Source organism: Pseudomonas chlororaphis subsp. piscium (assembly GCF_003850345.1).
GTDB classification, from domain to species: domain Bacteria; phylum Pseudomonadota; class Gammaproteobacteria; order Pseudomonadales; family Pseudomonadaceae; genus Aquipseudomonas; species Aquipseudomonas piscium.
On sequence record NZ_CP027707.1, the window covers coordinates 3,110,484 to 3,130,856 of the forward strand.

Annotated in this window: 14 protein-coding genes and 2 pseudogenes; 1 reads left to right on the forward strand and 15 read right to left on the reverse strand. The window is 63.9% G+C overall.

Annotated features, from left to right (window positions below; translation table 11 throughout):
• Positions 1-55 precede the first annotated feature (55 nt).
• The 12 genes and pseudogenes from C4K38_RS14445 to C4K38_RS14500 all read right to left on the reverse strand — a co-directional run.
• Positions 56-1,111, reverse strand: a complete 1,056-nt coding sequence (locus C4K38_RS14445; RefSeq protein WP_053278952.1) for an autotransporter domain-containing protein — start codon at positions 1,109-1,111, stop codon at positions 56-58.
• 370 nt (positions 1,112-1,481) lie between these two features.
• Complete coding sequence (locus C4K38_RS14450; protein WP_053278953.1) at positions 1,482-2,180, reverse strand: alpha/beta hydrolase; 699 nt, start codon at positions 2,178-2,180, stop codon at positions 1,482-1,484.
• Between the two features lie 131 nt (positions 2,181-2,311).
• Positions 2,312-3,112 carry an endonuclease/exonuclease/phosphatase family protein gene (locus C4K38_RS14455; protein ID WP_053278954.1) on the reverse strand — a complete coding sequence of 267 codons (801 nt, stop codon included), beginning with the start codon at positions 3,110-3,112 and terminating at the stop codon, positions 2,312-2,314.
• Positions 3,113-3,205: 93 nt separating this feature from the next.
• The gene (locus tag C4K38_RS14460; RefSeq protein WP_053278955.1) at positions 3,206-3,961 is read right to left on the reverse strand and encodes a PIG-L deacetylase family protein; all 756 of its coding nucleotides are present in this window, start codon (positions 3,959-3,961) and stop codon (positions 3,206-3,208) included.
• A 293-nt stretch (positions 3,962-4,254) separates the two neighbouring features.
• Positions 4,255-6,423, reverse strand: coding sequence for a glycogen debranching protein GlgX (gene glgX / locus C4K38_RS14465; RefSeq protein WP_053278956.1), 2,169 nt, complete (start codon positions 6,421-6,423; stop codon positions 4,255-4,257).
• Between the two features lie 113 nt (positions 6,424-6,536).
• The gene (locus C4K38_RS14470; protein WP_053278957.1) at positions 6,537-6,872 is read right to left on the reverse strand and encodes a DUF2934 domain-containing protein; all 336 of its coding nucleotides are present in this window, start codon (positions 6,870-6,872) and stop codon (positions 6,537-6,539) included.
• Between the two features lie 21 nt (positions 6,873-6,893).
• Positions 6,894-9,680, reverse strand: a complete 2,787-nt coding sequence (locus tag C4K38_RS14475; RefSeq protein ID WP_053278958.1) for a malto-oligosyltrehalose synthase — start codon at positions 9,678-9,680, stop codon at positions 6,894-6,896.
• Positions 9,677-11,773, reverse strand: coding sequence for a 4-alpha-glucanotransferase (gene malQ, locus C4K38_RS14480; RefSeq protein WP_053278959.1), 2,097 nt, complete (start codon positions 11,771-11,773; stop codon positions 9,677-9,679). The genes C4K38_RS14475 and malQ overlap by 4 nt, the downstream gene beginning before the upstream one ends.
• Entirely contained in the window at positions 11,770-13,566 is a 1,797-nt protein-coding gene (treZ, locus tag C4K38_RS14485) for a malto-oligosyltrehalose trehalohydrolase (RefSeq protein ID WP_053278960.1), read from the reverse strand. The genes malQ and treZ overlap by 4 nt, the downstream gene beginning before the upstream one ends.
• A gap of 13 nt (positions 13,567-13,579) precedes the next feature.
• The gene (gene glgA, locus C4K38_RS14490) at positions 13,580-15,148 is read right to left on the reverse strand and encodes a glycogen synthase GlgA (RefSeq protein ID WP_053278961.1); all 1,569 of its coding nucleotides are present in this window, start codon (positions 15,146-15,148) and stop codon (positions 13,580-13,582) included.
• A 488-nt stretch (positions 15,149-15,636) separates the two neighbouring features.
• Positions 15,637-16,590, reverse strand: coding sequence for a D-2-hydroxyacid dehydrogenase family protein (locus C4K38_RS14495; protein WP_025809092.1), 954 nt, complete (start codon positions 16,588-16,590; stop codon positions 15,637-15,639).
• 21 nt (positions 16,591-16,611) lie between these two features.
• Positions 16,612-16,878: pseudogene (locus C4K38_RS14500) on the reverse strand (alpha/beta fold hydrolase); the annotation flags it as partial.
• 437 nt (positions 16,879-17,315) lie between these two features.
• Here C4K38_RS14500 and C4K38_RS14505 point away from each other — a divergent pair.
• Positions 17,316-17,530: pseudogene (locus tag C4K38_RS14505) on the forward strand (recombinase family protein); the annotation flags it as partial.
• 65 nt (positions 17,531-17,595) lie between these two features.
• Here C4K38_RS14505 and C4K38_RS14510 read toward each other — a convergent pair.
• From C4K38_RS14510 to C4K38_RS14520, 3 genes are all read right to left on the reverse strand, one after another.
• Positions 17,596-18,468 carry a DUF2971 domain-containing protein gene (locus tag C4K38_RS14510; protein ID WP_053278963.1) on the reverse strand — a complete coding sequence of 291 codons (873 nt, stop codon included), beginning with the start codon at positions 18,466-18,468 and terminating at the stop codon, positions 17,596-17,598.
• A 148-nt stretch (positions 18,469-18,616) separates the two neighbouring features.
• On the reverse strand, positions 18,617-18,868 hold the full coding sequence (locus tag C4K38_RS14515) for a bacteriocin immunity protein (RefSeq protein ID WP_053278964.1): 252 nt from the start codon (positions 18,866-18,868) through the stop codon (positions 18,617-18,619).
• Entirely contained in the window at positions 18,868-20,217 is a 1,350-nt protein-coding gene (locus C4K38_RS14520; RefSeq protein ID WP_053278965.1) for a pyocin-S2/colicin E7-DNase domain-containing protein, read from the reverse strand. The genes C4K38_RS14515 and C4K38_RS14520 overlap by 1 nt, the downstream gene beginning before the upstream one ends.
• Positions 20,218-20,373: the final 156 nt, after the last annotated feature.

Consider the following 20,373-nt stretch of genomic DNA (forward strand, 5'->3'; position numbering starts at 1 on the left):
CCGGGTTGCGGGCCCTGCGAGCCCGATCGCAGCCTGCGGCAGCGGCTACACAGGCTTACCAGCGCATCCGCACACCCAGGCTGCCGATCAGCCCGTTGAGGTCGTTGTCGTCCACGTCGCTGCTGTAGTCGGCGCTCACGTACAGGCTGACGGCGGGGGTGAGCCTGGCCACCAGGCCCAGGCCGACTTCGACCGTGGAAGACTTGTGGCTGCTGCTGATCTTGTCGACCTTGTCCAGGCTCAGCATGTCGCCGCTGTACACCGTGTGCCACAAGCTGGTGCGCACATAGGGTTCCACCGAGTGCCCGGCGACGTCATAACGGCCTTGCAAGTGGGCACCGACGCGGCCGCTCCAGGAGTTCAGGTTGCCGGCGGAGCTGCTGCTGTTGTCGGCATTCGGGTTGTCCAGGCTGACGCGCTGGTTGATCAATTGCGCCTGGGGTTCGACCACCCAGTGGTCGCTGATGCCGATGGGAACCCCACCTTGTACCGACAGGGTCACCGCGCTGCCCTCGGCGGCCTGCCGCTGGCCTTGTTCGGTACGGCTGAAGCCGCTGACCCGGCCGCCGCTGGCCGACAGATCGACGTGCCAGCCCTGCGAGCCGGTCAGGCTCCAGAACGCGCCAAGACTTTGACCCTGGACATTGAAGCGGTCGTTACGCGGATCGCTGAAACCGCCGGGCACGCCCTGGCCGTTGGCCTGGAACTGGCTCTGGCCGCCCAGCAGGCCGATGCGCTGGGTATGCCCGCTGCTGCTTTCCAGGGTGTAGAGCACCGGGCCGTTGGGTGTGCCATTGATGCTGCTGGCAAAACGCGAGCCGAGGTAGCCGACTTCGGTCTGCCGCGCCGCGGGCCCGTACAGCGGGTCCCAGACCTGCGGGCTGCCTTGCACGATGCCCAGGCTGTTGCCTGTGGGGTGGTCGAGGGGCATGGGTGTCGCGGATGGCGCGGGTGTCAACAGACGGTTCAGGAGCAGGTCCTGGCGATACCAGAGCTGCGCCTCATCCTCGGCAGGGGATGCTTTTACCTCCATGGAAGAGCACAGCAACACTGAAGCGGAAACTGTGCACAGAATGATCTTGATCTCTTGTGGGGTGAGTGAAATTTTCATGGAGGGCTACCTTGCAATCGCATGCCGTGTCTCGCTGTGGCGTCTCTCCTACCCCGAATGAGGGGCGACCGAGTTCGTTGAGGCAAGGCTCGGCGACCCGCTCTAAAGCAGGTGTCCGAGGCTTGCCCCTGGTTGTGTTTCCGGGGGTAGTAAGCAGTAGCTAAGGAGACGACAGGGCAGCCGTCAAGAAAATGACCGACCAATGGCGTAGGTAATTTAGGCTTTGTAACCGACTGAAAAAAAGCAATTCTCTAAGTTCTTGTTTGTGCGAAAAAACGTCAGGAAAGGCGGGGGAAAGGGATTTTCGGTAGCCAACTACCGACTCGCCCTTTGCGGGCGAGTCGGTCATTTCCTTGCGCGAAGGACTGCGTCAGCCCTTGGCCAGCGCGCTGGCCGCTTCGTCGATCAGCCCGGCGACTTCGCTGGCCTGGGAGGCGAGGGAGGCATGGCTGGCCGCCAGGCTGATGATTTTTCTCGCCCCCAGGCGCGCGGCCATGCGCTGCTGGTTTTGCGGGGCGATCATCCGGTCCTCGGTGGAAATCTGATACCAGGACGGCTTGTGCTTCCAGGCAGGGGTGCCAATGGTGTCGCCGAAGGTGCTGGCCAGCGGCGCCTTCTGGATCAGGCCCATGACCAGCCCGTCCTGTTCCGGCAGGTCCTGGCAGAAGCTTTCATGGAACAGCTCCGGCTTGACCCAGAGGTAACCGTCGCTGTCGGGCTGCAGGTTCGCCGCGGCCACCGGCGGATGCTGCTGGGTGATGCTGCCCGGGCTTTCGCCGGAATCGGGAGCGAAGGCGGCGATGTACACCAGGCCCGCGACATTCGGCGCCAGGCCGGCTTCGGTGATCACCGCGCCGCCATAGGAATGGCCGACCAACAGCACCGGACCCTCCTGCTGGGCCACCAGTTTGCGGGTACGCTCGACGTCCTCGGCCAGCGAGGTCAGTGGCAGCTCCACCGCGCGAATCCGCGTGTAGCCCCGTTGCAACAGCTCGACTATGACCTTGTTCCAGTGGGCGGCTCCGCCCCAGAAACCATGGACCAGCACAATTACGGGTTTGTCACTCATGGGATGACTCCTAGCTAAGAACACCAGACATAGCCCGACGCTGCAGGCAGCGCGCGGAGTGGAGTGATCGAGTATCAGTGACAATCGCCGGCCGTGCACGGCCATTGGGCGGTGAATGTTTGAGCGGATGTTCAGAGGTGCACTTCTACCGCCAGCGGCAGGTGATCCGACAGGTGCGTCCAGGGTTTGTGCCCGAGGATCTTCGGCGCGTGGCTGCTGGCATTGCGCAGGTAGATGCGGTCCAGGCGCAGCAGCGGCCAGCGTGCCGGGTAGGTCTTGGCCGGGCTGCCGTGGTGGCGCTCGAAGGCTTCGTGCAGATCGTCGCGGCGGGCGAGGGTGGCGTTGCCATGCAGTTGCCAGTCGTTGAAGTCGCCGGCGATGATCACCGGCGCGTCGGCCGGCAGCGACTCCAGCAACTGGCACAACAACGCCAGCTGCAGCTGGCGATGGCTTTCCAGCAGGCTCAGGTGCACGCAGATCGCGTGCACTTCGGCATGCCCCGGTACATCCAGCACGCAATGCAACAGCCCGCGGCGTTCCGGGCCGGTGATCGAGACATCGAGGTTGCGGTACTGGCGGATCGGGTATTTCGACAGCAGGGCGTTGCCGTGATGGCCGTCGGGATAGACCGCGTTGCGCCCGTAGGCGAAGTCGCCCCACATGCTGTCGGCGAGAAACTCGTATTGCGACTGCTGTGGCCAGTTGCTGTAGCGGTTGGCGTGGCGGTCGTGCTCGCCCAGCACTTCCTGGAGAAACACCAGGTCGGCCTGGGTGCTGCGTACCGCGTCACGCAGCTCCGGGAGAATGAAACGGCGGTTCAGGGCGGTGAAGCCCTTGTGGGTGTTGACGGTCAGGATGCGCAGGCGATGGACCGCCGGGGTTTCGTCTGGCGCTGCCGACGTGACCGGGTGCCCGGTTGAATCGGTGTTCACGCTTGCTCCTCGTAATCAGGGCGATTACTCATGCGACTGACACTTTGCCGGTCAGTTCAGGTTTTCCCCCGGGTGGCGTACATCGGGGCGGTACTACATGAAAATGATTTCGTAGGACTGGCGCAGTCGCTCCAGCACCACCGGCGTCAGGGTCGGGGCCAGGCCGATGCCCGGATCGCCCTGCAACTGGCTGGCATAGGCATGCGCCGCGTGGCGCTTGCGGGCCACGGTCCAGGTGTCGAGGCGCAGCTTGCGGGCGCGGTGCCAGGGCAGCAGGTGTTCGTCGCGCGCCGGCCAGTGCCAGGCCCACACCGGAACTTCGTGGAACGCCACGCCGGCCCGGGCCGCGGCCTTGGCGCTGGCCCGGCCGACGGCATCGTGGTCGTCGTTGCCGTCTTCGCGCCAGGTGCTGAACACCACGTCATCGGGGCGCAGGTAACGGCCGATGAACTGGCTCAGTTGATGCTCGCGCTCCTGCAGCACACTGTCGGCAAAACCGCCGCGAATCCACTTCAGGCTGTGCAGGGGCAAACCCAGGCGGCGCAGGGCCTCGACACTTTCCTGGGGGCGGAACACGCTCAGGCGCCGCTCCGACCACAGGTCGGAGCCGGGGTGGCTGGCGCTGCCGTCGGTGACGGAAATCAGTTGCAGCGGATGGCCGTGGTGGGCCAGTACCTGCAGCAGGCCGCCGCAGGTCAGCACTTCGTCGCCGGGGTGCGGGGCAATGACCACCGCGCGAAATCCGGGCGGCACCAGGCTGGCAAGGTTGATGGGGGGGACGTCGAGCAGTTGGCGGGCGCCGTTCCAGACCTGCTCTGGCCAGTTGTCGCTCAGGGGTATGGGTCTCATGGGTGTCACATCCTTGTTCCGGGGCAGCCGGCGCGCGGTGATGAACCGGGCCGCTTGGGTTCGCACCCGGTGTCGGTCCGGGTGCCGGCGCTCCATACCTTGGATTGCCGTCCTGCAAGAGCGTTCAATCATACACAGCCGTTGGTCGCCGTCGCAGGGGCCAGCGGTTTTTTTCTGACGGCGACGCTCAGGTGTTCAAGATAGCGGGGAATGGGTGTCTGGCACCATCGTACATGTGTCTGATGGGCTGGGCACTGCCCGCCATTAAGTTCGGCAAATGGCCAGCCACCTGCTCAATCGTCGCTCTCATGCTGCAGTTCGAACAGCAGCAGCGAGCGGCCGGTCACCGAGTACGGGTGGCCGAACTCGAAGCGTTCCTGGCCTTTCACCGAGGGCTGGTTGGTGTCGATCATGCAGGTCCAGAAGCCGCCGTCGGGCACTTCCGGCAGGCAGAAGTTGACGATGTCGTGATGGGCGTTGACCACCAGCAGCAGGGTCGCGTCGGCGCCGGGGCGGCGTATTCCGGTTTCCTGGGCGCGGCCGTCGAGCAGCATGCCCAGGCAGCGGCCGTGGCCGTCCTGCCATTGTTCGATGGTCATTTCGCTGGCGTCCGGGGCGAGCCAGGTGACGTCCTTGACCCCGATGTCCTCGTTGTAGTTGCCCACCAGGAAGCGTCCGCGGCGCAGGATCGGGTAGGCCATGCGCAGCTTGACCAGGCGCTTGACGAACTTGAGCAGCGACTTGCCATCGTCGTCCAGGTCCCAGTTGACCCAGCCGATTTCGCTGTCCTGGCAATAGGCGTTGTTGTTGCCGTGCTGGGTGCGGGCGAACTCGTCGCCGGCGACCAACATCGGCGTGCCCTGGGCCAGCAGCAGGGTGGCGAAGAAGTTGCGCATCTGGCGCAGGCGCAGCGCATTGATCTGTGGGTCGTCGGTGGGGCCTTCGACGCCGTGGTTCCACGACAGGTTGTGGTTGCTGCCGTCCTGGTTGCCCTCGTCGTTGGCTTCGTTGTGCTTGTCGTTGTAGGACACCAGGTCATGCAGGGTGAAGCCGTCGTGGGCGGTCACGAAATTGACAGAGGTATAAGGCCGCCGCCCGCGCTGGTTGAACATCTCGCCGGAGGCGGTCATGCGCGCGGCGAAGTCGGCGAGCTGGCCGTCGTCGCCTTTCCAGAAGGCGCGCACGGTGTCGCGGAACTTGTCGTTCCATTCCACCCAGCCCGGCGGGAACCCGCCCACCTGATAACCGCCGGGGCCGATGTCCCACGGCTCGGCGATCAGCTTCACCTGGCGCAGCACCGGGTCCTGGCGGCAGGCCACGAGGAAGCTGTGGCGCTCGTCGAAGCCATGGTGGTAGCGCCCGAGAATGGTCGCCAGGTCGAAGCGGAAACCGTCCACGTGCATTTCCGTGGCCCAGTAGCGCAGCGAATCGGTGACCATCTGCAGCACGCAGGGGTGGCTCAGGTCGAGGGTGTTGCCGGTCCCGGAGTCATTGATATAGAAGCGTTTGTCGTCGGGCATCAGGCGGTAGTAGGAGGCGTTGTCGATGCCGCGCATGGACAGGGTCGGGCCTTGCTCGTTGCCCTCGGCGGTGTGGTTGTAGACCACGTCGAGTATCAGTTCGAGCCCGGCTTCGTGCAGGTGCGCGACCATTTCCTTGAACTCGGCGATCTTGCCGCTGGCCAGGTAGCGCGGGTCGGGGGCGAAGAAGGCGATGCTGTTGTAGCCCCAGTAGTTGGTCATGCCTTTGTGCAGCAGGTGCTGGTCGTTGACGAAGGCGTGGATCGGCAACAGCTCCACCGAGGACACCCCGAGCTTGCGGATGTGCTCCAGCACATCGTCGACCATCAACCCGGCGAAGGTGCCGCGCACCGCCTCCGGCACCGAGGGATGACGCATGGTGAAGCCGCGCACGTGAGTCTCATAAATGATCGTCTTGTCCCAGGGCACACTGACCCGGTGATCGTGGCCCCAGGTGTGGGCCGGGTCGATCACTTTGCTTTTCGGCACGAAGGGCGCGCTGTCGCGTTCGTCGAAACTGAGGTCGGCGTCGGGGTGCCCGATGGTGTAGCCGAACAGTGCCTCGGACCATTTCAGTTCGCCCACCAGTTGCTTGGCATACGGGTCGATCAACAGCTTGTTGGGGTTGAAGCGATGACCCTTGGCCGGGTCGTAGGGGCCGTGCACCCGGTAGCCGTAGATCAGCCCGGGATGGGCGTCGGGCAGGTAGCCGTGGAAGATTTCGTCGGTGTATTCCGGCAGTTCGATACGTTCCAGCTCGACTTCGCCCGAGGCGTCGAACAGGCACAGTTCGACCTTGGTGGCATTGGCCGAGAACAGGGCGAAGTTGACCCCCAGGCCGTCCCAGGTCGCGCCGAGCGGGAAGGGCAGGCCTTCGCGGATGCGCGAGGGCTCGGTCGCTGGCGAGGTGTTCGGCGTGGCGGCTGCTTTGGACGTGGTCATGGGTGCTCCTGGGAATCAGATGGGCGAACAGGCTCCCTGTGGCGCTCGGGCGCGCCACGCACATGGGCAAGGTCGACAGCGGAGGTGGCGCGAGCGCCTCGGCGGCAGGGGCGTCAGCTGGCCGCTGGCTTGCGCGGTGCCCGCGGCTTTTTCACCGCGCTGCTTTTGCCCCCGGGCGGCAAGCCTTTTTCTCCAGGAGACACCTTTTCTCCTGGGGCCAAGGGTGCCGCAGCCGTGGATTTGGCGACGGCCTTGGGCTTTGCCGCGGGTTTGCCGGGCTTGGCGCTGGCGGCACGGGTCGCCTTGGGTGGCTTGCTCGGGGCCAGGGCCTCGGCTTCGGCGAGCTTGCGGGCCATTTCCCAATGCCGGTGTTCCTGGCCGTCGGGCCGGCCTTCCGATTCCCAGATTTGATAGGCGAACTCACGAATGCGTTTGTCGTCGGTACTCATCGCAATGCTCCTGAACTGAACTCAAGTTTGGATGAAGAGGTTGACCGGGAAATCCCGCAATGCGCTGCTGATCATCAGATCCTTGTGGGGTGTGACTGCCCCCGTGGAAAAAAGTCCCTTCAGGTTTTGTCCTGGTGCGGCGAACGGTAAAGGCACCCGCGTATCGCCCCAATCCGGCGCGTCGACCCGGGGGGGCGCGCCGCTTTCCAGCAGCCCGGCGACCAGCCTGGGCACTATCACCACGGCGCGCTGGCCCTGGTGTTCGCGCATGAAGGCCAGCACCTTGTCGGCGTGTCGGCCCTGTACCGGCAGTGCCTGGTAAGTGCCCCGGCGAAACAGCTGCGGGTACTCGCCACGGCGTGTCAGCGTGGCGGCGATCAGGGCCTGCTTGATGCGCCCGTCGCGCCAGTGGGCCAGCAGTTCCATGGTTTCGCCGCAGGGGTCCAGCGCCTGCTGTCGGGCCGCGAAGTCCACCGGGCGGCGGTTGTCCGGATCCACCAGGCTGAAGTCCCAGAACTCGTTGCCCTGATACAGGTCCGGCACCCCCGGCACGGTCATGCGCAGCAAGGATTGAGCCAGGCCGTTGAGGGCGCCAACGGGCGCGATGACCTGGACGGCCGTGCCTATGGCGCTGCGCAACGGCTGGCCCGCGGGGCTGAGCAACAGTCGCTCGATGAAGTCATGGACGGCACTTTCATAGGACTCGTTAGCCGCTGCCCAGCTGCTGTGCAGCTTGGCTTCGCGCAGGGCTTTTTCCTGCCATTGCCACAGGCGCCGGGCATAGTCGCGCAGGCCCTGGCTGTCGTCGCTGTGCAGCTCCAGCGGCCAGCTGCCGAGCAGGGCCTGATAGAGGATCAACTCGTCGCCGGCGCCGGGTGCCTGGGGATCGCTGCGCAGGGCCTGGGCCAGGCTGCGCCAGTGTTCCACCTGTTCGACGTACCAGGGGCTGAGTTCGCTGAGCACCGCCAGGCGCGCGCGGGCATCTTCGCCGCGCTTGTGGTCGTGGGTGGCGCTGGCCAGCAGGTTGTCGGGGAAGGTCGCCAGGCGCTCACGGCAGGCCGCGTGGAAATCTTCCACCGGGGCGCAGAACTGCTCGGTGGAAAAACCCACGTCGTTGCGCGACAGCAACACTGCCGAGCGATAGAGCGCGGTGTCTTCCACCGCCTTGGCCGCGGTCGGCGAGGTCAGTTGCTGGAAGCGCACGCAGGCATGCTTGAGCACCTTGCGCTGCCGCCCCGGTGGCAGCTGGCGCCAGCCGCGGCCGCCGAGCCACTGTTGCAGGTAGGCCAGCACCGGCCAGTCGGCTTCGCCCAGGGTGTCGCGAGCGCCTTGCAGGGCCTGCTGGAAGAACACCTCGTCCGCCGCCGAGCGCCCGCAGGCGCCAATGTAGGTGCGGTACACCGGGAAGTGCACGATCAGTTCCTGCAAGGCGCGGCGAATCGCTCCCAGGGTCAGGTCGCGGCTCATCACATCGTTGCGCGCCACTTGCAGCAAGGCCTGGGCCACGCTTTCGAAGTCGCTGGCCAGCGAGCCATTGAGCAACTGCTGGCGCGCCAGCCGGGCTTCTTCGAGAAAGGCCGCCGGGCGTTCGCTGTGCCGGCTCCAGAGTTCGGACAGCGGTGAAGCGCCTTGCGGGTCGTGCTGCAGCAGCGACAGCTGGTTCATGAATTCGTAGCCGGTGCTGCCGTCCACGCCCCAGTCGCGGCGCAGGCTTTCGCCGGCGCCGAGGATCTTTTCCACGTAGATCGGCAGGTACTGGCCGGGGCGCAGGGCATCGACCCGGCGCCGCAGTTTACGGCAGTAGCCACGGGGATCGGCCAGGCCGTCGATATGGTCGATGCGCAGCCCGTCCACCAGGCCGGCGGCGATCAACTGGAAGATTTTCCCGTGGGTGGCCTCGAACACCGCCGGGCGCTCGACCCGCAGCCCGCCCAGCTCGTTGACGTCGAAGAAGCGCCGCCAGTTGATGTCGTCCGCCGCGGTGCGCCAACTGGCCAGGCGATAGCTCTGCTGCTCCAGCAGTGTGTGCAGGCGGGCGAAGCCCTGCGACTGGCGCGCGTCGTAGAGCGCCAGCTGCTGCTCGATGGCCGCGCGGATCCGCGGGTCACGGGCGGCGTCCCGCAGCTGCTGTTGCAGGGGCTCGGCCTGGGTGTGGGCGTCGGGCTGGTAGCGCAGGGTGCTGAAGGCATCGGCCAGTGACTTGAGGCATTCGGCCGGCTCGGCGTCGAGCTCGCCCTGGACCCGGAGCAGCTCGCCATAGTCGCTGGGGCAGATCGGGAAGTGATGCTGGTAATGCTCGACATGAAACTCGCCCCGTGCGGCATCGAAGCACAGCCTCAGCGCGCCTTCCTGCAGGGCCACGCCGTAGTCGTTGCCGAGGAAGGGCAGCAGCAACTGGCCCTCCAGCAAGGGGTCGGGGGAGTGCCACTGGATATCGAAGAACTCGCCGTAGGGGCTCAGGCGGCCCCAGCGCAGCAGGTCCTGCCACCAGGGGTTGTCCGCGCCGCCGACCGCCATGTGGTTGGAGACGATATCCAGCAGCAGGCCCATGTCGTGCTGGCGCAGGCTGCGGACCAGGCGCTCCAGGGCGGCCTCGCCACCCAGCTCGGGGTTGACCCGGGTCGGGTCGACCACGTCGTAGCCGTGCAGCGAGCCGGCGCGGGCGCACAGCAGCGGCGAGGCGTACAGGTGGCTGATGCCCAGGCGGGCAAAGTAGGGTACCAGCGGCACCGCCTCATCGAGGGTGAAGCCACGATGAAACTGCAGGCGCAAGGTGGCCCGCACAGACGGGGTCGCCGCCCGGTTCATCGGTCGCGCTCGTGGGCCTGTTGCCGGGCGCAGGCCAGCAGCTCCAGGCGGCGCGCGGCGTCCGGGTCATCGAGCAAGGCCGCGCTGCTGCCGGCCAGGCGCCGACGCCAGTTGGGGTGGCTGTCGAGGGTGCCGGGCAGGTTGGCCTGTTCGTCGATGCCCAGGGCGTCCTCCAAAGGCAGCAGCACCAGCGGCGCACGGGTATGGCCGAGGAAGCGCACGCTGGCGTCCACCACCTGGTCGGCTTCGTGGGTGTCTTCACGAAAATTCTGTGGGTCGCGGCTCAGGGCGTGGCGCAGGCCCTCGCGTTCGCGCTGGCGATGTTCGCGCCAGTGGGTTTCGCCGCTTTCGTCCACCAGGCCCAGGCGCGCGCTCCAGTCGATGTCGCGGCCTTGCCACCAGCCGTTGAGGGTTGGCAGGTCGTGGGTGCTGGTGGTGGCCAGGGCGTTGTCCGGCCAGTCGAGGATCGGCCGGAAATGGGTGCCGTGCTCCTGCTCGAACAGCAACACGCGCATGCCGAGCATGGCCCGCGCGCTGAGTTTTTCCCGCAGGCCGTCGGGCACCGTGCCGAGGTCTTCGCCGAGGACGATCGCCTGGTGCCGGTGCGACTCCAGGGTCAGCAGGCGCAGCAGGTCGTCCACCGGGTAATACAGGTAGGCGCCGTCGCAGGGCGGGGCGCCGAGGGGGATCACCCACAGTCGTTGCAGGCCCATCACATGGTCGATACGCAGGCCGCCGGCATGGGCGAAGTTGGCCCGGAGCATTTCGATAAAAGCGTGGAAACCGTTGCGCACCAGGCCCTCCGGGGAGAAGGCAGAGATGCCCCAGCCCTGGCCCTGGCGATTGAGAATGTCCGGCGGCGCGCCGACGGTCAGCGCCGCCAGCAGTTCGTCCTGGCGGCTCCAGGCCTGGCTGCCGCCGCCATCGGCGCCCACCGCCAGGTCGGCGATCAGGCCGATGCCCATGCCGCTGCTGCGGGCGGTGCTCTGCACCCGCTCCAGGCAACGGGCGATCAGCCATTGGCAGAAGGCATAGAAGCCGATGTCGCTGGCGTGTTCCTCGGCGAACTGCGCCAGCGCCGGGCTGCGCGGGGTGCGCCAGGCGTCGGGCCATTGGCGCCAGTCGAGGCTTTCGCCATGGGCCGCGCGCTGGGCCTGGATGGCTTCGAAGCAGCAGTGGTTTTCCAGGGCCTCGCCGCTGGCGTGGCGAAAACTGGCGAAGTCCTGGTGCAGCGGGTGCTCGCCCTGGCAGAAGCCTTCATAAAGAGCGCGCAGGACTTTCTGCCGGGCCTGGGCCGCCACCGGCCAGTCGACCATCGGCTGTTGTTCCAACTGTTGCAGTTGCGGCCCCAGGCCGCTGGCGTCGATGGCGCTGCGCCAGGCGCGCTCGCCGAGAATGGTTCCGGGGGCGGCGTACAGGCTGTTGAGAAACAGCCGGCTGGACGGCGAGTAGGGGCTGTAGCGTCCGGTGTCGCTGCTGAACATGGCATGCAATGGGCTGATGGCTAGGGACTCGGCACCCCGTTCGCCGGCGACCCGGACCAGGTCTTCGAGGGCCCCAGTGTCACCATAACCGCCATCGCCATAACCGCCGTCGCCGCTGCGCCGCAGCGAATACAGCTGCACGCCCAGGCCCCAGGCGCGGGGCGTGGCCTGGTCCACGGCGTCGGCGACGCTGTAGCAGCGCTCGGGCGCCACGGCCAGGGTGAAGTGCTGGCCTGCGATGCTGACCTCCTGGTAACCCACCGGGATCAGGCCCGGCAGCATGGAGTTGTCGTCCAGCTTGAGGTTCAGCACGCTGCCGTCTTCCAGGTGGATTTCACAGGGCGTGTCCGGGGCGAAGTAATGCCCCAGGTCCAGGCCCTGGCCGACATCGGCGGTCAGCAGCGGTGGCAGTTGCCGGCTCTGTTGCGCCTGTAGCAGCTGGCGCAGGCTGGCTTCGATCTGTCGGTCGTTGTCGGCCGGATGGCCGAGGCTGGCCAGCACGGCTCGCAGCACCCGTGGCTCGACCCGTTGCGGGCGGCCGTTGGCGTCGATCCAGTCGACGGCCAGGCCGGCTCGGCTGGCGAGGATTTCCAGTTGCGCGTCGCTCATGGGCGTTCTCCGTCAAGGTCAGGCAGTGGGGCGAGTGCGCCGAGGCTGACCAATGCGCTATAGGGGGTGAGATGGCCTCGCTGCAGAAGCTCGAAAGCCTGGGCCGGGTAGTCGAACAGGCACTGCGCTGCGCTCGGTGGCCGCTGCTCGACCTTGTGCGGGCTCAGGTTGAGATCGATCCGCAGTTCCTGGCCATTGCCCAGGCGCCAGCGGGCGCACAGCGCACCCTCGGCCAGCACCTCGGCACCCAGGGCTTCGGCGCCGGGCAGGTGGGGTACGATGTGCTCGCGGCGCAGTTGCAACAGTTGGCGATACAGGGCCTGGGTCTGTTCGCCCTGGGCCGGGTCCGCCTGCGGCCGCGACGCGAGGAAGGTGTCCGGTGCGTTCGGGTCGGGAATCTGCTCGCGTTCATGGGGATCGGCAAAGGCGCTGAAGGCGGCGAATTCACCGCGTCGGCCTTCGCGCACCGCGTCCGCCAGTTCGCCGTGATGGCTGGTGAAAAACAGAAAGGGCTGCGGCGCCGCCAGTTCGTCACCCATGAACAGCAGCGGGATCATCGGCGACAGCAGCAACAGCACCGTGGCCGCCCGCAACGCCTGTGGCTCGGCCAGGCGCACCAGGCGTTCGCCGAAGGCGCGGTTGCCGATCTGGTCGTGGTTCTGCAAAAACAGCACGAAGGCGCTGGGCGGCAGGTGGCCGCTGGGCTCGCCGCGGGCGGTGCCGTGGCGGGTGACATGGCCCTGGTAGGCGAAGCCCTGGCTCAGGCAGCGCGCCAGTTTCTCGGTGGGGCGTTCGGCGAAGTCGGCGTAGTAGGCGTCGGTTTCGCCGGTGAGCAGCACATGCAGGGCGTTGTGCCCGTCGTCGTTCCACTGCGCGTCGAAGTGCTGCTCCAGCAGGCTGGCCTGGTTGTGCTCGTTTTCCAGGGTCAGCCAGACCTGCCGCATCGGGTCGATCCGTTGGCGCACCCGCTGCGCCAATTCGTGCAGGAAGTCCGGGTCGTCGATGGCATGTACGGCATCCAGGCGCAGGCCGTCGAAGCGGTACTCCAGCAGCCACATCAGGGCATTGTCGATAAAGAAGTCGCGTACGGGCTGGCGGCGAAAGTCGATGGCCGCGCCCCAGGGCGTGTGCCGGTCCTCCCTGAAGAAGGCCTTGGCGTAGTGATGCAGGTAGTTGCCGTCGGGGCCGAAGTGGTTGTAGACCACGTCGAGCATCACCGCGAGACCCAGGCCATGGGCGCAGTCGATCAGGTGCTTGAGGTCGTCGGGCGAGCCGTAGGAGGCTTCCGGCGCATAAGGCAGGACGCCGTCGTAGCCCCAGTTGCGGTCGCCGGGAAACTCCGCCAGGGGCATCAGTTCGATGGCGGTGATGCCCAGCTCGGCCAGGCGCGGCAGGTGTTTTTCCACTTCGCGGTAACCACCCAGAACACCCACATGCAGCTCGTAGATTACCGCTTGGTGCCACGGCCGGCCTTGCCAGTGCGGGTGCTGCCAGCGATAGGCCAGGGGATCGACCACCAGGCTGGGGCCGTGGACATCGCCGTCCTGGGCCCGGGAGGCCGGGTCGGGCACGCGGATCCGCTCATCGATGTTGAAGCGGTAGCGAGTGCCGGGCGGACAGCGGCCGATGATCATGAACCAGCCGTTGGCCTGGGGCCGCATGGGCAGCGACGGCCCGTCTTGCAGCTCAACGCTGACATGACGGGCGTCCGGCGCCCAGAGGGCAAAGCGGGTGCGCTCGGCATCGAGTGGGACTGTGCCGTGGGGCCAGGTTTCCAGTGTCCTTGCCGGCATCTTGGGGTGCCTCTCAGGGTTTGGCCGATTTTCCCAAGGCCTTGGCCACCAGCTGTTCATAGAGTTCGGCGTAGGGTTCCACCGCCTTGCACCAGTTGAAGGGCGCGGCCATGGCCCGGCAGCGCATGGCGTTGAGCAGCTGCGGATAGGCGAACACCTTGAAGGCGCGGCTCAGGGCTTCTTCGTAGCTGGCCACCGTGGACTCGTCGAACAGAAAGCCGGTGACGCCGTTCTCGATGGTGTCGGCCAGGCCGCCGGTATTGCGCGCCACCGGCAACGAACCGAAGCGCTGGGCGTACATCTGGCTCAGGCCGCAGGGTTCGTAGCGCGAAGGCATCAGCAGGAAGTCGCTGCCGGCGAACATGCGGCGGGCGTCGGTTTCGTTGAAGCCGATATTCACCCCGATGCGCCCGGGGAAACGCGCGGCCAGGGCGCGCATGGCCTGTTCTTCTTCCGGTTCGCCGCGACCGATGATGGCGATCTGGCCGCCGGACTTGACGATGTACTCGGCCACGCCTTCGGTGAGGTCCAGGCCTTTCTGGTAGACCAGGCGCGAGACCACGGCGAACAGCGGGCCGCTGCTGTCATCGAGGCCGAATATCCGCCGTACATGGGCGGCATTGGCGGCCTTGCCTTGCCAGTCGCCGATGGCGAAGGGGCTGAACAGGTGCGGGTCGGTGGCGGCGTCCCAACTTTCGTCGATGCCGTTGGGGATGCCGCTGAGCAGGCCTTGCTGGGTCTTGCTGGCGAGGAAACCGTCGAGCCCGCAGCCGAAGGCCGGGGTGGTGATTTCCTGGGCATAGGTGGCGCTGACGGTGGTGATGTGGCTGGCGTAGGCCATGCCCGCCTTGAGGAACGACAGCTTGCCGTAGAACTCCATGCCTTCCTGTTGCAGGGCGTGTTCGGGGATGCCCAGCTCCGGGCAGCAGGCCAGGCTGACCACGCCCTGGTACGCCAGGTTGTGGATGGTGAACAGGGTCGGCGTGCGTTGCCCGCGCCAGTGCATATAGGCCGGCGCCAGCCCGGCAGGCCAGTCATGGGCGTGCACCAGATCCGGGCACCAGTGGATCTGCGCCAGGTTGGCGGCGATGTCGGCGGCGGCCAGGCCCAGGCGGGCGAAGCGGATATGGTTGTCCGGCCAGTCGCGGCCGTTGTTGGCGCCGTAGGGGGTGCCTTCGCGCTCGTAGAGTTCCGGGCAGATCAGCACATAGATCACCAGGCCGTCGGGCATGTCCATGCGCCCGATCTTGCAGGCCGGCAGGGCCGCGTGGCCGCCCAGTTCGCCAATGATATGAATCGGGTTTTCGCTGTGCAGCACTTGCGGGTAGCCGGGGATCAGCAGCCGTACGTCATGCAGTTGCGCCATGGCGCGGGGCAGGGCGGCCGACACGTCGCCCAGGCCGCCGGTCTTGACCAGGTCGGCGATTTCCGAGGTGACGAACAGGACTTTCTTGCGATTGGGGTTGTGATGGATCAGGGGCAGTAACGTCTTGCCGCCAGGGGCGAGAATCGATTTGGAAGCCGGTTCACCGGCCAGATGCAGAGGATGCGTTCCCTGGGTTTGCAATACGGCACTGGTCATCTGTCTCTCCCGTTTTATTGATCTGTTCCTGGCATCAGCCGGCGGTGTCAAAAGGCCGATCCGCTGGCCGGGCACAAAAACGTTGCGCATGCGAAAGCCGAACGCAGCCTCATGCGTCGACGCAAAGAGGGTGAAGGGGCCATTGCAAGGATTGCACCAGTCGCGAAGGCCCTACCTTTAACCTGACCCAAGGCGCGAGCCAAAAGTTTCGACTTTATTTCCCTGGAAGTGACTGCCTGGTCACTTTTCGAATTCCAGTCTAGGACAGAAGTTAGAGCGCGGGCGTGACGATTAGGTTTTCTCGGGGCGAAGGTTGCGCTACCGCGGAATAAAGCCGACGAAAGGCAGTCTCGCGCACCGGCCGGGGGCGTGGCTTTTTAGCCTTGGCGCGAAAACGGTGAGGGGGTGCGAGAAGGCGGTGCGGGGAAAAACCGCCCGCGCCCGATGATGGTGCAGGGCAGTGCTGGCGCAATGCCCTGAGGTGGTGTTCAGCCCAGCTGACGGATCGGCTGGCCGGCGGCCCAGGCCTGGATGTCCTCGATCATCTGGGCGAAGAACTGCCGGTAGTTCTGCTGGCTGACATAGCCGACATGGGGCGTGGCCAGCACATTGGGCAGGCGGCGCAACGGATGGTCGAGGGGCAGTGGCTCCTGTTCGAACACATCCAGCGCGGCACCGGCCAGGCGCCCGCGTTCGAGGGCGCTGATCAGCGCCGCTTCATCGACGATTGGCCCGCGGGCGGTGTTGACCAGCAGCGCCGAGGGTTTCATCCAGGCCAGCGCCTGGGCGTCCACCAGGCCACGACTGCGCTCGCTGAGCACCAGGTGCACCGAGAGTACGTCGGCCTGTTCGAACAGCTGCTGCTTGTTCACGTAGGTCACGCCGGCCGCCGCGGCCCGCTCGGCGGTGAGGTTCTCGCTCCAGGCGATCACCCGCATGCCGAACACCTGGCCGAACTGCGCCACCCGCTGGCCGATGCTGCCCAGGCCGAGAATGCCCAGGGTCTTGCCGTGCAGGTCGCCGCCCAGCCCCTGTTGCCAAAGGCCGGCGCGCAGGGCGCTGGCTTCGCTGAGCAGGTTGCGGGTCTGGGCCATGATCAGCGCCCAGGTCAGCTCCGGCGCCGCGTGCTTGTAACTGTCGGTGCCGCACACCTGGATGCCCAGGCTGGCCGCGGCCGCAAGGTCGATGGCGGCGTTGCGCATGCCGCCGGTGAGCAACAGCTTGAGCCGCGGCAGGCTGCGCAGCAGGGCCGCGTCGAAACGGCTGCGCTCGCGCATCACGCAGATCACCTCGAACGGCGCCAGGCGCTCGCTCATGGCGGCGGTGTCGCTGGGGTAGTCATGGATAAAGCTGACCTGGCCGATGCCGGACAGCAGCGACCAGTCCACGACGTCACGGGCAACGTCCTGCCAGTCATCGATTACCGCGATCTGCACACTCATGAAGGCTCCGGGGAAAACGCATCAATGTGGCGCCAGCCAGCCCAACAGGGCCTGGTGGAATTGCGCCGGTTCTTCCATCTGCGGGGCGTGGCCCAGGCCCGGGAACTCGATCAGGGTCGAGTGCGGGATGAGCCCGGCCACCTGCTTGCCCAGCACCTGGTAGTTGCCGATCCGCGCCTTGACCGCCGGCGGAGCGATGTCGCTGCCGATCGCCGTGGTGTCGGCGGTGCCGATCAGCAGCAGGGTCGGCATCTTCAGGTCCTTGAACTCGTAGTACACCGGTTGTGTCTAGCTAGGGCGCTAGCTCTGGTACATGACCAAGCTCGAAGCAGTGACGGCACATTAACTTGAGGTTTTCCGTCAGAACACAAATTTTTGAGTTGAAGCAGTGGAACGTGCCCTGTTCGAATTGGAAGCATATTTGGCCGTTCCACTGCGTACAGCCGGTCCCTCATTCCTACTTCGAAGGTTTATGTATCGGAAGCGTTGGGTGCTTCGGTTTGTTTTCTGGGTTTACATGACGCCTTCTGTCGTCTTTGCCGTCGTCTCTAGCAGGCTTTGGTCCGGGCTTGATATCAGTAAACATATTCTGTCCTTGTCCTTGGTGATGTTGATTCTGAAGTTGGAGAATGAGAAGTGGTCGCATTTATTTTGCTCCCTGTAACTTCCGACCCCGCAAGAACAGATAGCATCAATTTGCTATGGGTCAAGGTGAGTGATGTCATCTTGCCGGCGTAGACCTGACATCTCCAGCGGGCAAGATGAGTATGTTGGGGCTGGGGGCTGTTACTGAGTTTGAGCGTGACTTGCTGATCGAGCGTACCCAGCAAGATTTGATCCGTGCAAAGGCTGAGGGCAAGAGTTGGGTAGACCCGAGGCCGTATGGGTTTTCAGTACCCCTAGTCGCCCGAGGTTAAGTAGCTCGGGCAAAACTGCGTAGAACTACTCACAACAGCGCATCGGTTTTCCGGGGCGCGGGTGGGTAGGGAAATTTGCGTCCATATATCAAATGTCCTTGATAGGGATCGACCGAAGCATCATGTTTTTAGCTGACGTTGTGACCGTACCATGGTGAATCATCCACTGAACTATCTGTACTTGAGGGTAATTCAGGTGAAGATGCTGCATGATAGGCCCAAACTTTTCGCCATCCATTCGGATGAAGTGCACCTTCTTGAGAACAGTTGAAAGTATGGTGCGAGCACCTGCTTTAGGTGCAAGTAGTCGTATCTCTTTCTCGTGCGCCCAGTCTGTGTGCTTGATTGATGTCACTCGTGCTGTCGAAAGTATCCCCCGCCTACGACGGAAATCTTCCTCCAGCGATAATTCCTGAAGCTCTGCGAGAGTTGCATTAGGGGTCTTTTCTGCTAGATCAAGGAACAGTGCACGCCAGTCTTCCCCACTATTATGAACTCGGGCAGCATCGGTGTACGTTACTTCCACCGGGATCAACTGATAGTCCTCTAGGGTAGAAGCTGACCATTCGAGTTCGAAGCACACACCTTGGTTATTTTCCGCGTAGTAGGCCCACATAGCTTGATGATTGGGGCGGCGTGCAGCTGAAAAAATACCAACCTCATTGCAAGAGTTTCTAAAGCGTTCATTTTCTTTTTCGGTAGCTTTAGCTAAATCGGGAAGGCCTTGATTATCAAATGCCAAAGCAGGACCGCCACGTTTTTGACTTATCTCCGATAGGGTGTCCCCAACGATTTTGTTGTAAATGGTAAGGTCAACATGGTCAAACTTGGCTTCAAGCGCATCGTTTAGCTCGCCCGGCTTCGCAAAGTAAAGTGTACCTTCTTCGAGGCATCTAAGGGCACTCTCACCACTGCGGTACTTGAAGCAAGTCAGAGGCTGCTTCGAATCGTCTTTAACCATAAGTGTGTCTCTTGGTGTAGGTGCTGAATTTGGCAGGGCCAGATACTGGAGAATATCTCCTGTTACATGTTTCGTGTCGCCTCATCGTCTTTCAGCACAAATTCAAATCCGATACTTATTTCTTTCACTATTTGTGCAGCACTCTGGATCAGTTCTTGAAGCCCGGCAGGCCCTTGTCATGGCAATAGTTGCTGATAGTCCGGGTTACACCATCGGCTGAGTCGTCTTCCCCAGCCTCTGGGTAGAACAACAAGTCGCTTCCTGCTGGATGGGGAACGATCTTGTTGAAGTGATCGACAAGCTCACCTCGCTCTTCCTCGGTTCGTGCATCTTCAATCGCTTGGATCAGGGTCTTGAATTCCTGTTCGGTGTAGTAAGCCAAATGGCTCTTCAATTCCATTACTCAACTCCCCTGTGTATGTCGATATGGCGTCTCGGTGTGACGACGTTGATATTGTCAGTATCGTACACCGCGCCACCATCCTTGATCAGTTCGATGTGGTGCAGCTCGAATGAGATTCGCTTTCCTGCGTGACCGTTCCTTGGTGTAACTGGTGCTAGACCATTCAGCATGCCTTTCAGGTTACGTTCGTTGAACTGCTGACTTAACTCCAGGTCTTTGGCCACCAGCTCCCAAAGAGCCTCTCGGAATGAGTCAAAGTCTGTGAACTCCTGTCCATGCAACTGATCGGCAATCTGCGATGGTATTGGCACCCCCAAACCCGTACCAGCTCCGGCTAACCAGATACCTGTCACGTCCTGCCCTTGCCCTGTGACAGTGCCGGGCTTCTTGCGGACATTCATCACGATGTATAGCGGCTGGACCCCAGAGCCAATCGGGAAGACCAGAATGAAGTCTTTATACTCAGGCGGGTAGATCGGGTTGACGATGATGTTATCCGCTTGCTCAGTGGGCGGATAAATCCAGATTTGGGGAGTCTGTGGTGCAGCTTCTAGCGGGGGAGTTCCTGACATGCTGGAGGGATCAACGGCTGGCGTCCAGATCAGGGTCACCCCATCTCCGAAGTCAGCCACCTGCTGAGAGCCCTGAGCTACAAACTCGACTATAGGGATCATTTCCCAATCTGTACGCTTCTCAGTGTTGTACCCGTAGCCTTTCAGCGTGCCGTCAGTTTGCTGTTCTATGTGCAACCGGACACGTGTGCGGCCTTCCTTGAGCGCCTTGAGCTGTTCAGGTGTGTACAGACTGCTATCGCCCAAACTTGATGGCCAGAGCAGTGCAACCATGCCCGCCAATGCACCAGCAACAACACCAGTAGTAATAACCGTGGCACCTCCACCCGCACCGGCTCCAACACTGGCCCCGGTGCCAACCCCTGTAGCAGCTCCAGCAGTAGCAGCCGTTCCAGCAGTACATAGACCACCACAGGACACTCCGGCAGAGGTAAGAGCCCTTCCGCCGAGCGCAAGTGTCCCTAGTGATACCGGTATGTTTCCGCTGATCTTCCCAAGCTTGATGTTCCCCGAAGCATCGGTTTCACGGCCACCCAACAAGGCGAATTCGCCGAACTCTTTGATGGCATCGGTGGGAATGGCAGAGCTTGCGTAGTTGATAACCCCGTCAGGGAGCTTGCAGGGTTTGGTAAAGGTGCATCCGACAGCGTTGGGTTTGTCTTCTGCCTTTGGCGGCAGGTCTGGATATTCTGCCCAGCGTTGGGCGCCGATATCGACAGGCTCAACGCCCTTATTGCGATAGCCCTTCGGGCCATTGGAGACATAGCCGCTCATCCGTGTTCGCTTCCGCATTGTCCATAAAAAAGCCCCCATGAGGAGGCGAATAATTTGCAGTTGGCTTCGGGACGTTACTGATAGAGGCGGTTTGTAATCTATAGGGAAAATCTGAAATAAGCAGAGGCCATCGCCAGGGCGAAACGCTCCCTTTCG

What these genes read in the sequence shown, in the direction of transcription:
- C4K38_RS14475 (WP_053278958.1), bottom strand. Translation starts at nt 9,680, where the DNA reads ATGAACCGGGCGGCGACCCCGTCTGTGCGGGCCACCTTGCGCCTGCAG.
- C4K38_RS14515 (WP_053278964.1), bottom strand. Translation starts at nt 18,868, where the DNA reads ATGGAATTGAAGAGCCATTTGGCTTACTACACCGAACAGGAATTCAAG.
- C4K38_RS14460 (WP_053278955.1), bottom strand. Translation starts at nt 3,961, where the DNA reads ATGAGACCCATACCCCTGAGCGACAACTGGCCAGAGCAGGTCTGGAAC.
- malQ (WP_053278959.1), bottom strand. Translation starts at nt 11,773, where the DNA reads ATGAGCGACGCGCAACTGGAAATCCTCGCCAGCCGAGCCGGCCTGGCC.
- C4K38_RS14470 (WP_053278957.1), bottom strand. Translation starts at nt 6,872, where the DNA reads ATGAGTACCGACGACAAACGCATTCGTGAGTTCGCCTATCAAATCTGG.
- C4K38_RS14520 (WP_053278965.1), bottom strand. Translation starts at nt 20,217, where the DNA reads ATGAGCGGCTATGTCTCCAATGGCCCGAAGGGCTATCGCAATAAGGGC.
- glgX (WP_053278956.1), bottom strand. Translation starts at nt 6,423, where the DNA reads ATGACCACGTCCAAAGCAGCCGCCACGCCGAACACCTCGCCAGCGACC.
- C4K38_RS14495 (WP_025809092.1), bottom strand. Translation starts at nt 16,590, where the DNA reads ATGAGTGTGCAGATCGCGGTAATCGATGACTGGCAGGACGTTGCCCGT.
- glgA (WP_053278961.1), bottom strand. Translation starts at nt 15,148, where the DNA reads ATGACCAGTGCCGTATTGCAAACCCAGGGAACGCATCCTCTGCATCTG.
- C4K38_RS14445 (WP_053278952.1), bottom strand. Translation starts at nt 1,111, where the DNA reads ATGAAAATTTCACTCACCCCACAAGAGATCAAGATCATTCTGTGCACA.
- C4K38_RS14510 (WP_053278963.1), bottom strand. Translation starts at nt 18,468, where the DNA reads ATGGTTAAAGACGATTCGAAGCAGCCTCTGACTTGCTTCAAGTACCGC.
- C4K38_RS14450 (WP_053278953.1), bottom strand. Translation starts at nt 2,180, where the DNA reads ATGAGTGACAAACCCGTAATTGTGCTGGTCCATGGTTTCTGGGGCGGA.
- treZ (WP_053278960.1), bottom strand. Translation starts at nt 13,566, where the DNA reads ATGCCGGCAAGGACACTGGAAACCTGGCCCCACGGCACAGTCCCACTC.